The organism is Bradyrhizobium sp. USDA3010, assembly GCF_056429065.1.
Map to the genome: position 1 here is coordinate 14,664 of NZ_JBWJZD010000060.1, position 12,363 is coordinate 27,026.

Sequence of the window (12,363 nt, forward strand, 5' to 3'; positions counted from 1 at the left end):
TGCACATAGCGATACGGCGTTTGGCAGAACTTGCTTTCGGTCGGCAAATTGATGCCCGTCGTTGTAGGGCGCCCGGTCTGTCCCCGTCCCGCGCGGCGGATGCTGCGGCCAAGGATTTCCATCGAGAAGCAATGTGGGGCAACAGATGGGCCATCCGGGCCCGGGCCAACAATTGTTATTTCACAGGAGTGGGTCTGTCGCAGACCGGATGAAATATTACAAAGCGACAATACCGAATCCACCACCTGATCCAGCATCTAACCGCGAACCAGGGAAGCGAACGTGACGGCATACCATGGGCCAGTCTTTGACATGGCCGTAAGGCAATTCGAGGTCATCGCAGACTATCTATCCATACCGCAGGACGCGAGAGCCAGGATTCTGATGCCGAAGCGCGCGGTCACGGTCTCTTGTCCGATTCATCGCGATGACGGCACGACCGCCGTGTTCGAAGGCTATCGCGTGCAGCATCACCTGACGCTTGGCCCCACGAAGGGGGGGCACACGGTTCGCAGCAAGCGTTGATCTCGGCGAAGTCGCGGCACTGGCCGTCTCGATGAGCTGGAAGTGCGCATTGGTCGGACTGCCGTATGGCGGCGCGAAGGGAGGAATCGACGTCGATCCGGCGAGCTTGTCTAGGCGCGAACTCGAGGTGCTTTCTCGTCGATATATGCAGGAGATGATCCCGTTCGTCGGGCCCCACACAGACGTGATGGCGCCCGATATGGGAACCAACGAGCAGATCATGGCCTGGTTCATGGATACGTACTCCATGTATCAGGGACGAAGGGTTACGGAAATCGTGACGGGAAAGCCTATCAGCGCCGGCGGAACCCTGGGGCATCGGGAAGCCACAGGCAGAGGTGTTGCTCATCTGGCCCGTCGTGCTGCAGATGAGCGCAACATCCGTCTCGATGGCGCAACTGCGATTGTACAGGGATTCGGAAACGTCGGCTCGATCGCTGCACTCGAGCTGCATAATATGGGAGTTAAAGTGATCGCGGTAAGTGATCACACCCGGCGCGCTCTACCGGCCCTGGGGTCTCGATATTCCCGAGCTGGTCAGGCATACCGCCTGGCACGGCAGCTTGATCGGTTATTCCAGTGAGCTCGCTTTCGATTCGATGGAGATGCTCGCATTGCATTGCGACATACTTGTTCCGGCCGCGGTTGACGGATGATCAACGACATTGGCAGGCAACCTGCGTTGCCGAATACTAGCTGAAGGAGCCAATGGCCCGACCACGCTAGAAGCCGATCGAGTTCTCGAAAAACGCCAGAGAGAGTTGTTTGTGATCCCGGACATTCTGTGCAACGCAGGAGGTGTGGTGGTTAGTTATTTCGAATGGGTGCAGGACCTTCAGCAATTGTTCTGGGAGGAGGAAGAGGTCATGCGTCGGGAGTATCAGATATTGGACCGGGCGTTTGATCGGGTGTTGTCGCGAAGCAAGCGGGACGGGGTTTCCAATCGCACTGCTGCTATGGCCATTGGTGTGGAGCGGGTACGCGGTGCAAAGGAGACACGCGGACTGTTCCCGTAGCCTGTTGACGTGTCTTCGATTTGGTATCTACTCGCTCGCATGGGCGTTCTGATCCACTTTGATCTGTATAGCAGTGGCCAAGTGCAGAGGCGGCTAGATTTGGCACGATCGCGCGGGATCGATGCTGTGCGTTCCCGCATCATGACGCGGGTCCGACGATCCGTTGATGCGGGCCGTGCGGATTCCCGTGAATACGACTTCATGGAAAGCCCGGCGGTGCTGGACTTCCGAGCAAGAGGCGGCCGGCGCTCTGAAGCGTGCCTTCGTTTAAAGCGGCGTGCTGGGCAACCACGAAACTGTCGCACATCGCGCGCGCCAGGTTGCTCGTCGCATAGAGCGACCCGGTTCCGGCGAGACCACTCGCGATCTTGCAGACCTCAGCGCTCTGTCGGGCGGCGTTGGTCGCGGCGAGCCGCATCAGCGTCGTCGTGTTTGGTCGGACCGCTCCCTTCAACGCTTCCTTCCATAGCTCCTCGGTTGCATCATAGAAGAAAGAGCGGGCGGAGCGCAGCATGGCTTCGGCTCTGGCCACCTCCAGTTGGATGTAGCCGCGCTCCGCCATCACGGGCGCTCCAGTAATCGAGGCGCGGCTTCGGGCCATGGCGACTACCTCGTCTAGCGCGGAGCGCGCAATACCGATGCCGACAATCGCATGCGCCTGCGCAGCGAAAGCCACCGGCGGGTAACGGTAGATCGGCCCGTCGAGTGTCGGCGGACCGCCGCGGATGAGGGTCCACTTCTCCGGCACAATGACATCGTCGACAACGACGTCATGGCTGCCGGTGCCTTGCAGGCCGATGACGTCCCAATTGGGACGGATTTTCACCTTCTCGGCCGGCATCACGGCTACACGTGCAAGACCACCTGTTGGATCATCCTCCACAGTGATCCCAACGCCTATCAGCTCCGCTCCCGGTGAGCCGCTGGCGAATGGCCACACGCCGTTCACGACAAACCCGTCGGCGCTTCGCTTGGCGGTCTGGAGCGGGAAAACCGCACCTGCGTACACCACGTCAGGTCCATTTGCGTATACTTCGCAAAGCGTGTCGTCTGGAAGAGCGGAGAGATAGCAAGCTCCTTCACCGAAGCTGGCGACCCAACCTGCCGATCCGTCCGCTTCGGAAATACGCTCGATCAGGCGACAAAAATCGGCCGGCGTTCGCTCCTCACCGCCGAAGCGCTTGGCGGCCATAGCCCTGTAGACGCCAGCGCGCTTGAAAGCGTCGATGATGTCGTCTGGAAGCTTCTGCGCGCGGGCGAACTCGTTCCGACGCGCGCGGATATCGGCCAGCAGCGGCGACAGATTATCCCTCGTCGCTGCCGAAACATCGGTTTCTGGCGCGATCATCTCTGGCGGCGTGTTCATTTTTGTCCTCGGTGTCTTGAGACGATCAGGGGCGCACCAGCGTGATTGATGCGGATTGCGCACGCATGGCGGGGGCCGGATTGATTCCAGCCGGTGAAGATCGTCGATTGCGTTGATATCGATCTTGATCGAATTGCAGGCAGTCTCCTCTCCAAGCGACATCCCGAACGGATTGGGTCTAAGGCGGTCTTGACGGCCGGGAAAGCTGGCCAAGATGTGGCCTCGGCATTGTCATTGAAGCCGAAGCGGCAAATCAAACCATATGCGGCGGCGAGATCCATCCAACTCAGCTGCACTATGACTGCGAGCGCTGACGTCAGCGCATATCTTGTCATGTCTTCTCGACTGGCGATTTTTCACACTTGGCGGCGGACCACTCCAGCCCACGTCGTCAATTCCTGACTTGGCGCGCTCGAACCCGCGGATCCCTTACCACTTCCCCAGCAATCGACGTGCCATCAAACATGGTCCGCCGGCTGTGTTTGCACGGGGCGAGATCGCATGGCACGAACTGCGTCAGTAGAATGCGTGCGCGCTCTGTGTCTGGTTCCAGTCACTGTGTCATCAAGCGGACACGGCACGAGGCGAACGAACTGAAATAGACCTCAGCCGCGGACCAGCCGGCCTCTGTTGCTTGCCTGCACCGGGCTCACGTGCGAGATCCAGCTTGTCTAGCGGATCGGTCGAAACGCTGGGCGCAGGTGCAGAATTGCAATCCACGGTGCGGCTTGTACGAAGGCCGTTGAGCGTAAGGATAAGCGGAACGGAAATCGCCACCGCGATCTGAGATAACCGCACGTGACCTAGCGAAAAGTGCTGAGAGTGAACGTAATTGCTGGGTCAGAATTCCAAGCGGGGGGAGCCGCCAGACATGACATTGTCATGAGACCATCTGCTTTGCTGCGGTTTTGGCCGGCCAGAGCTGCGGCGCCTCCGCTTGATCCTTGAACCGATGACATGAAGTGGATGAAACAGGAGAGCCGCGGTGCATGAGTTCGACATAAAGCTCGTTCCGGGTTATTGGAAGGCAGCCCTTGGCTGCCAACCCTCCAGCTTTCCTTGCAGACGGACAGTCGATGGCCTGCGCTGCCCCGCGCATCCATTTTGGAGGTTGGAGCAGGAATGTCCCGAGTCGAAAAGCTTGCCCTCTTTATCGACGGTCCAAACCTCCACGCTACCTCCAAGGCGCTTGGCTTCGAGATCGACTACAGGCGCCTGCTCGAGGAGTATCGGAGGCGGGGCGCGCTGCTGCGGGCGTTCTATTACACGACGATTGCTGAGGATCAGGAGTATTCGTCGATCCGGCCGCTCATCGATCGGCTGGACTACAACGGCTACACTGTCGTCACCAAGGCAACCAAGGAATTCCTCGATACCAGCGGCCGGCGTAAGGTGAAGGGCAACATGAACATCGAGCTTGTAGTCGATGCCATGGAACTCGCGGAGCATATCGATCAGATGGTCCTATTCTCTGGTGACGGCGACTTCCGCTCGTTGGTTGAAGCGGTGCAGCGCCGCGGCGTCAGTGTCACCGTCATCTCCACCATTGCGATCCAGCCGGCGATGATCGCAGACGAGCTTCGGCGGCAAGCGGACGACTTTATTGAACTAGCGCAGCTGAAGCCGAAGCTGGGGCGCGATCCGACCGAGCGGCTCGAGCCCGCGACCGGTGTTGGCAAGCGAGACCCGGTCAGCGCGGAATAGCGCATGCGGTGATGCGGTGCAGGTTGATGGCAAGTGGCCGTGATACCCGCGGCGCGCCCGCTCCGTCCAACAGCACGACCATCTCACGATGACTTCCTCCTGTCGGTGCTGGTCGCGTCTGTTCATGCTGTTGTGCACGTTGATGCACGGCCATCAGCGCCGCTTGTTGCTGCCGTAACGCGCTGTTCTCGGCAGGGCGAGTTGCCGCGTCCTCAGATGGAGCTACCGATAGCTTCGGCCGCGTCCTGGACTGGCCGAACCGCTGCACTGGACCAGTGCTCGGATTGCCGTAGTTCGCTCCCAAGGCGCATCAGGCTGCACTGCAGCCAGAGTTTTTCCTGCTTCTCGTGCCTGCTACGCCGAAACAGTGCTTCGGTATATGCGCGCATGCGGAATCGGTAAAGCAGTCGGTAGAAATGACTGACCATGTTCCTGTTCCTGCTCGATTGTCGCCAACGAGCCGTATTTGATCGCATCATTATCTTCACTAAGCGCGATGTTTAAATGCAAGTTGTCCCCACGTGTCGCTTGAAATCGGCCTTTGAGTGCCTGTTTTTGATGGAGCTCATCCCCAGGGAGTGGTGGTTCACGACGTAAAGCCGCAAGAAGAAATTTCGATCTACGCCACGGTGTTGGCAGATATCTGGCGCATCTTAAGACGGCAAGCCAACGGTGAAAGCGGCGCATTGCAGACCAACTCTGCTCCCAACATATTCTTTGTCCGTGATGCCATGGGCGTCCTGGAGTGGTTGATGTCCTTCGGGGAGGTGCGGGTTGGGAAATTGGAGCAAGTCCGATCGGAGAACAACGGGCGTGGCCGGTTGGCGCGCGCGTGTTCTTTCCCTAACCCGAATGCCGAGGATCGCAGATATTTGGCGGGCTACGACGCCAGCGGAGCCACGAAGGTCTCGACTGAAGGCGGCTTGAAACCGCGATGGGCAGTCTTCGTCCTTCAGAAGTCCGTCCAGTGTTCCGCGATACGAGATCAAGAAGACGCTCGCGGATAATCACACGGGATATCGCCACTGTCGGCAGACGCTGGTGGCGGCGAAATCGTCGGGCTCCCCTATGTGGAGGAGTCCTCCATCGACGCTGTGCGAGCCATAGAGCGTGGCGAGTTCCGGTTAAGTGCGGTGCAGAACATTGGCGTGAAACGAAATCATCAAGCAAGTTTATCGAACTTGAGACAGCTGTCCGCAAATGCCAGATCGCATCAATCCGCTGATCTGGCGTGACTCGATCCAGTTCAAACGCGTATGTTCGGGTTCATCTCCAACTGGGGAGGCGGTGGCGAAAGCAAGCTCCGCCAGAGGTCAGACGTTTGAGCCGGTGAGGCAAGAGGGGTAAGCATCATGACGGCGACGACAGCCCGTTCGATCGCACGCAAGGCAGACCACGGTATGAAACGTACGTTGAGCCAGGCGATATTCTCTTGCTGCTCTTGTCTATCGAGAAACGTAAGATGCGGTCGATCCGCCAGACTGACAATGCAGTGACAGGCTCGACCCGTTCCAATTCTCGGACGTGCATTGAACGATTAGTCACCGAACGATTACTGGTCTCGCGTCCGCTCCGATGATGATCTCCGCTCCAATGAGAGAGCCGCTCCCTTGGATTCCGCAGGCTCTTGGTATCGACTGTCGGGTTAACGCCCGCACGTGGACGCGGCACGCCGGCTAAGCTGAATCATTCCTCCAATCGCGGCGAAGCGCAAATCTGTGGACATAGTCGGACGCAAAGCGCAGCTCCCGAAGTGGCCGTACCAGCCTGATTGCCTCCTGGTACAGGCCATGCGCCTTGTAAGCTGCGAGTTCCGTCTCGTTGTCAAACTCGGCATAGACCACGATATCGTTATCGAAGCGGTCGGTCTTGCGATTGCGCGCGATCTCGAGCCGGCGCGCATGTGGAATTGTGGTGAGAACCGCCAAGCCTTCGATGATCTCATCGATGTGAGTCGCATCTATGGCTGAGAACAAGACGATGTGACGAATCATGGATGACCCGAAGCTTGTGTTGCAAATCGGTCAAATAACTATCGTGAGATTGGCCGCGCCGCAACGCTGGTGCGGGTGCCGCGAGGCGCGCAAAGGAGGTCGTCACTTGATGCGCCGAAATTGGGAGTGATGTCGCGATCGTTGGAGGTACGGAGCGTGCGCTTATGATGCAATTAGATCACGCTCGCTGAACGCGCGCGAGTTTGTCCGTTCTGTACAGACTTTGCGCGCGCATGAGGGTGCCCAATCTGCCAAATAACTTACGCGAGGGCAGAATGTCCGTATGCACTCTCTCAGGCCGTTCGGGGAGGACCTTTAGGTGCGGACAAACGGAGGGCGCAGATGTCTCCGCGTGACTTTGGCATCCAAGTGAGCAGCGTCGGCATCACGGGCAAGAGCGGGCGTGTTGAGAATCGGGTCGCCATGCTCGTCCTGCTTGCTCACTCATGTTGTGGAACAAAGTCAAGGGCGTGCGATTGGGGGCGCCGCTGAGCGATCCTGGTGCACTTGGTCGCGACGGTCAGAGTCGTGATTGAGCCAAGCATGAGGCTTGTTTTCTCCGGACGGCAGTCCGTGACCGGCGGGCTGGAGGCGCGGTGCTTCTTCGGCCTGCGCGCCTCGATCTGCTTGCGAATCCACTCGCGTGTCGGTGACAAAAGCCGAGATATGTGCCACGAAGAACCGATTGATCGCAGCCCTGCTGCGGGGCGGCAGGAAATTGATCAATGAACACGCCGCTTAATGGCTATGTCGCGGCCCTGCAAGCCTTGAAAGAAGACGATCGGCTGCGCGGCCTGAAGCCGCGCGCAGGAACTGATTTTGCTTCGAACGATTATCTGGCGCTGGCGCTGGCGCTGGCGAGCGCGCCGCGTATGAAGAAGGCTCTGCTCACGGCGCTCGATGCCGGCACGCCGATCGGTGCTGGTGGGTCACGGCTCCTGCGCGGCAATTGTGAGGAGCACGAAGCTCTTGAAGCGGAGGCGGCGCGGTTCTTCCACGCTGAGACAGCGCTGTTCTTCGGCGGCGGTTACATCGCAAATTTCGCTCTTTTGACAACGCTGCCGCAGCGGGGCGATCTGCTTATTCTCGATTCGCTCGTGCACGCCAGTATTCATGAAGGCGTACGAGCGGGCCGAGCCGAGTTCCGGATAAGCGCTCATAATGACCTGCAGTCGGTCGACGACACGATTGGCGACTGGCGCGCCAAGGGCGGAAGGGGACGCGTGTGGATCGTGGTGGAGAGCCTCTACAGTATGGACGGCGACTTCGCGCCCCTCAAGGATCTGGTCGCAATCGCCGAGCGCTACGACGCGTTCTTGGTCGTGGACGAGGCTCATGCCACAGGTGTTTACGGCGACCAGGGACGGGGGCTCACCGCGCCCTATGAGGGTCGCGAAGATATCCTGGTGGTCCACACCTGCGGGAAGGCGTTGGGGACGGAGGGCGCGCTTGTGACCGCTTCCGGCGTATTGCGCGATTTCATGGTCAATCGGTGCCGTCCATTCATTTTCGCCACCGCGCCATCGCCCCTGATGGTTGTCGCTGCTCGGGAAGCGCTCTTGATCCTACAGGAGGAGCCTGATCGGCAGCAACGCCTGACCGATCTTGTCGATTTTGCGCATCGGCAGTTCGCCATGTGCGGCCGCCCTATCCGTTCGAGCTCACAGATCGTTCCTTACATCGTGGGTGACAACGCCCGCGCGATGCGGCTCGCCGCTGCACTGCAGGCGCGCGGCTTTGATATCCGCGGCATACGGCCACCAACAGTGCCTGTGGGAACGGCAAGGTTGCGGATCTCGCTGACGCTTAATGTCGGGCAAGATGATGTATCCGATATGATTGATGCGTTGGTCGAAGAGACTTGGGGTGAGGGGTACGGTGACGTCGCAAAATCATGACGTGAGGTCGATATCCGGATCGGTAAACGATATCCGAGGGATGCGCTGGTGCGTGCAAATCGTTCCTCTCCGATCGGTGATCACGATGTCCTTACGCATTAATGCCGCTTTATGCGGCGTACGTGAGCTCAACACAAATTCGACGAGGCTGCGGTTCCAACACTGGCGGCCTCCTCGTCGACTGATACATGAGAGACCGACACATGCCGACGCGAGCAGCACTTTTCCTATCATCGGTGGGCTGGACAGCCATCGTCGTGGCAATTCTCCTTTATGTAATCTTCAGCCCTGCTTGATTGCCAAGGCCGGACGATCCGCCTCGTGTGGCTTCCTTAGCCCGTGCGATATTGAAGGCTTACTGAGCATCAAACAGCATGCCGACCGATCGCCGGATCGACCCATGTCGCAGTGGAGCTCCCGTCCACGGGAGGGATTGCAGCAAGGTTTAGGATGGCACCCCGACCCTTTCTCGATGGCCTAAGGTCGATGATTGTAGGTCGTTCGCTTGGACTTATCGACCTAAGCTCGGGCCTGGACCCGAGACATCACCTTTCCTGTGATCCACGACCGCCGCGAGTGCCGGTGCGCTCAACCTCCCCGAAACTCGCCAGCTTCTCGAAAGCCAAGCCTCTTAGCATAGACCTTCTCTCTCGATGTCGAGCCGCCTAGACCGAACCGGTGGCAGTACCGGCGGGGCGGATCTGCAAGAGATTAAAACAGAGGAGAGCGGTATGGATTTCAATGAGATCAACGGCGGCGAATCCCCAGGGTCTCCAGGAGAGTACGCCTGGACACAAGAGGATCATTATCTATTCAGTCGGATCATCAATGAACCCGGGTCATCGTCGCCGCCGTGCCTGAGGGGACGGCATACGATGTCTCATTCGCCGTTCCCCACAAGTTTTCCCACGGCACCCGAGCCGCCCCGGGGCAAATGGTCGAGAGACTGAACCACTTGGGTCTCCTGCCTGACGCCGACCAGCCGAGTATGACCTATGAGATCAAAGGGCATCGCCATACGACCGCGATGGACCCCTCTCGCGGCGTGCGTCTCATTCATAACCCTCCGGAGGACCAAAATATTGGAGCCGGGCCGGCGGGGCTACCAGATTTCGGAGCAGTTATCTTCGAGACGTCGCGTAGAGGTTTCCCGCTTCCGGAGCAGTGGGCGCCCCCAGCCCTAATCGAGAAGCTGCAGGAAACGGGCTTCATGCCTAGTCCAAACAACATAACAACCATTGCCCTCAATGACCGAGCTTACAATGCAGAATTAATGGAGGGAGGGTTCGTTAGGCTCAGGCGGGTTGGGTGAGAGACGCCGGGATAGAACCAGCGGAGCCGGCCGCTACAGTGGTTCCAACTATGTCGACTGTTCATAGCTCAGCAATGGACTGTCGCGTGCCGCCAGCGGGTGGACAGCATTCCGCCCCTGGCGGATCGCGGCTTCAGAGAACCGCCGAAGCGTCGGCGTGGACCAGTTCCGTGAAATCGCCGTCGGCATCGTCTTCGAACGCACCATAAGGCCACAAAAACATTTACGCGAAGGATAGCCTCTCCACGGGCGGCGATGGCAGCGGCTGAATCTGAGTGGCCGTCGCAACGCTGTTCCAGACAGCGATAATGATCAACATCGGCCGCGATATCGAGATTCCTGGTGCTGGACCGCGCGTTGCCAACATACGTACGAAGAATGTGACCAATATCAGGAGACCACGCAAAACATTATCCCGAAGCTATGACAATCGTGAAGCGGATCACGTCCGGTGTACTTGATGCGCCCGATGGACCTGCGAATGTTGTGTCAGTCGATTGAGGGGGCAGGGCAGACCGGCTGGGCGATCGCGCGAAGGGACCAGCGTCAGCCCAATACGTCGACCCTGCCCGTTTCGAGCCGATATAGACCGCCGACGATCTTTAGTGTTTTCTGCTCAACAGCCGGGTTCAGGATCGGGCTGGCGGATTTGAGCTTATTGACGTTATCGATCACATTCTGCCGGATCACATCGGCAGAGCTGTCACCTGGTTTGTGGCGCGACCCTCTTACGGCAGGCGCGAGCGCGCTGACGATGGAGCGAATATGTCCCGGCGCCGGCTTGCCTTCGTCAAGCGAGTTGATCGTGGCGTCTATCGCGCCGCAGCGATCGTGACCGAGTACCAGGATCAACGGCGTGTTCAGTACGGCAACCGCATACTCCAGGCTAGCTAGCGTGTCATCGTTGACGAAGTTACCGGCGAGGCGGCATACGAATAAATCACCAAGTCCGCTGTCGAAGGCAAGCTCGGGCGCTACTCGCGAATCGGCGCAGCTCAGAACCGCCGCATATGGATTCTGGCCATCGACTAAAAGTCGGCGCTCCCGTTCCAGATCGCGTACTCGCGACACGCTCTGCACATAACGATCGTTACCCTCCATCAGCCGCTTCAGCGCAGCATCGGGCGAGAGTTGGTTATCCGGCTTCGGCGGCGCTGTTGCTTGCTTCGCGTCGACAATGTTTCCGGCAAACGGCACCACAAATGCCGAAATAGCGAACAGCAACAGCGAGCGGCGCGAAGGCGCGACCTCGGTCGGATAGAGAGTGTCCTGTGAGTGGTTTGCATGCATGGGGAGGACCTCTATCGCGCGGCCCTATGCCACCCGATGGCTTCGGCCTCGTTTTCGCTGCAGAACCAGCGTTCAGCCGGCTTCTTCGTCATGTCGATTTGTCCGTAGCTGAGTTGCCCAGGAGAGTGATACGTGCGCTCGCCGTTACGGTCGACGGTGCCCTTTATCAGGCAGTCGGGCGAGGGTGGGTCAGATAGCAGAGCGGATCCGAGCAGGAGTTCCTGGGCCTCGTTCGGCACCGAGCTCACGCCGACAATGATCGTGCTCTTGTTGCGGCGGCGCCAGTCCCAAGGGGTGATGAATGCCCCCGACCACAGGCCGGCAAAGGCATTGCTCGCTGCCACCTCATTGATGACGTAAACATGGGCGGATGGCTTGGATGACAGTGCCCAACCGGAGCTTACCATCCAGGCGTTCACGTCCTGGCCCTCGATGAAGCAACTGCCGAGAGACCTGCCGTACTTGTCTACTCCTGCGGTCTGGCAATCCCATATTCGTCCTTTCGAGTAGTCGATAAGGGCGTCGCGAGCCGCTACCCCGCAGGCCCATTTCCGGCCATGAGCATCCAGGCAAATCTGATCAGTCTCGGGGGCCTCGATACCCGAGAGCCGAATTCGCGTTTGCTCGATCTCTATTGTATTGGCGTCGAGGATTTGGGGAGCACCGCTCAGTTTCGCCGCGCAAACAGGAGACGCGATGATAGCTAGCAATGCTGCCATCATTACGCGGTACTTCATCCTAATATCCTTTCGCTCTTGGTTCATCGACTCACGAAATCGCAGCGATCCGGTGTCGTCACAGCCGACTGCTTGACTGCACAGATACGTCATCTGGTCTGCATCGTTCGACGATGCTTTTGAGGAAGCTTGCATATATTTCAGCCTACGACCTGACGTTGGGTGAGATTCAAGCGATTTCTTTGGGAGCATTTTTCGATGTGCTTCTGGCATCTCCAGCGCACTTCCCCTCTCCCCGGACGTGTCTCCCGCTCTGGACCTGAGGAAGAGATCCCGCATATTTCAGCCCTCGACTCGCGACCAGGAATACGGCGCTTGGCACGCCATACCTCTAAAGGCTCGCAAGAAGCGGGGGCGGGTGGTCGCCTTCGCCGCCGAGCGGAAGAGGCGGCGTTGCTAGCCCGTCCTATTCGTGAGAGTGCGGCTTTTGGGCCCGATTGATGCGGCCGTACATCTGCTCTGACGAGGCGCACAGGATTGCCTTCGGCTTTTCACCGCCTGACGACCGGTACTTTGCAACG

6 protein-coding genes and 1 pseudogene are annotated in these 12,363 nt (G+C 58.9%); 3 read left to right on the plus strand and 4 right to left on the minus strand.

Annotated elements, in window-relative coordinates; all coding sequences use genetic code 11:
* Window positions 1-282 precede the first annotated feature (282 nt).
* Window positions 283-1,541: pseudogene (locus AC066Y_RS40355) on the plus strand (Glu/Leu/Phe/Val family dehydrogenase).
* Window positions 1,542-1,740: 199 nt separating this feature from the next.
* Here the strand turns inward: AC066Y_RS40355 and AC066Y_RS40360 are convergent.
* Window positions 1,741-3,120 carry an acyl-CoA dehydrogenase family protein gene (locus AC066Y_RS40360; RefSeq protein ID WP_478278697.1) on the minus strand — a complete coding sequence of 460 codons (1,380 nt, stop codon included), beginning with the start codon at window positions 3,118-3,120 and terminating at the stop codon, window positions 1,741-1,743.
* A 909-nt stretch (window positions 3,121-4,029) separates the two neighbouring features.
* Between AC066Y_RS40360 and AC066Y_RS40365 the strand changes: the two genes are divergently transcribed.
* Window positions 4,030-4,611, plus strand: coding sequence for a LabA-like NYN domain-containing protein (locus AC066Y_RS40365; protein ID WP_478278698.1), 582 nt, complete (start codon window positions 4,030-4,032; stop codon window positions 4,609-4,611).
* Between the two features lie 1,676 nt (window positions 4,612-6,287).
* Here AC066Y_RS40365 and AC066Y_RS40370 read toward each other — a convergent pair.
* A complete protein-coding gene (locus AC066Y_RS40370) occupies window positions 6,288-6,605 on the minus strand; it encodes a Dabb family protein (RefSeq protein ID WP_478278699.1) in 318 nt (105 codons plus the stop codon).
* A 725-nt stretch (window positions 6,606-7,330) separates the two neighbouring features.
* On the opposite strand from AC066Y_RS40370, the gene AC066Y_RS40375 reads away from it, so the two are divergent.
* The gene (locus AC066Y_RS40375; RefSeq protein ID WP_478278700.1) at window positions 7,331-8,503 is read left to right on the plus strand and encodes an 8-amino-7-oxononanoate synthase; all 1,173 of its coding nucleotides are present in this window, start codon (window positions 7,331-7,333) and stop codon (window positions 8,501-8,503) included.
* Window positions 8,504-10,361: 1,858 nt separating this feature from the next.
* Here AC066Y_RS40375 and AC066Y_RS40380 read toward each other — a convergent pair.
* Both AC066Y_RS40380 and AC066Y_RS40385 read right to left on the minus strand, forming a co-directional pair.
* Window positions 10,362-11,105, minus strand: a complete 744-nt coding sequence (locus tag AC066Y_RS40380) for a carbonic anhydrase (RefSeq protein WP_478278701.1) — start codon at window positions 11,103-11,105, stop codon at window positions 10,362-10,364.
* Between the two features lie 11 nt (window positions 11,106-11,116).
* A complete protein-coding gene (locus tag AC066Y_RS40385) occupies window positions 11,117-11,842 on the minus strand; it encodes a thermonuclease family protein (RefSeq protein ID WP_478278702.1) in 726 nt (241 codons plus the stop codon).
* Between the last annotated feature and the right edge of the window lie 521 nt (window positions 11,843-12,363).

Bases quoted from the DNA above. Each gene is read 5' to 3' on its own strand.
- AC066Y_RS40365 (WP_478278698.1), top strand. From the start codon at position 4,030: ATGTCCCGAGTCGAAAAGCTTGCCCTCTTTATCGACGGTCCAAACCTC.
- AC066Y_RS40370 (WP_478278699.1), bottom strand. From the start codon at position 6,605: ATGATTCGTCACATCGTCTTGTTCTCAGCCATAGATGCGACTCACATC.
- AC066Y_RS40375 (WP_478278700.1), top strand. From the start codon at position 7,331: ATGAACACGCCGCTTAATGGCTATGTCGCGGCCCTGCAAGCCTTGAAA.
- AC066Y_RS40380 (WP_478278701.1), bottom strand. From the start codon at position 11,105: ATGCATGCAAACCACTCACAGGACACTCTCTATCCGACCGAGGTCGCG.
- AC066Y_RS40385 (WP_478278702.1), bottom strand. From the start codon at position 11,842: ATGAAGTACCGCGTAATGATGGCAGCATTGCTAGCTATCATCGCGTCT.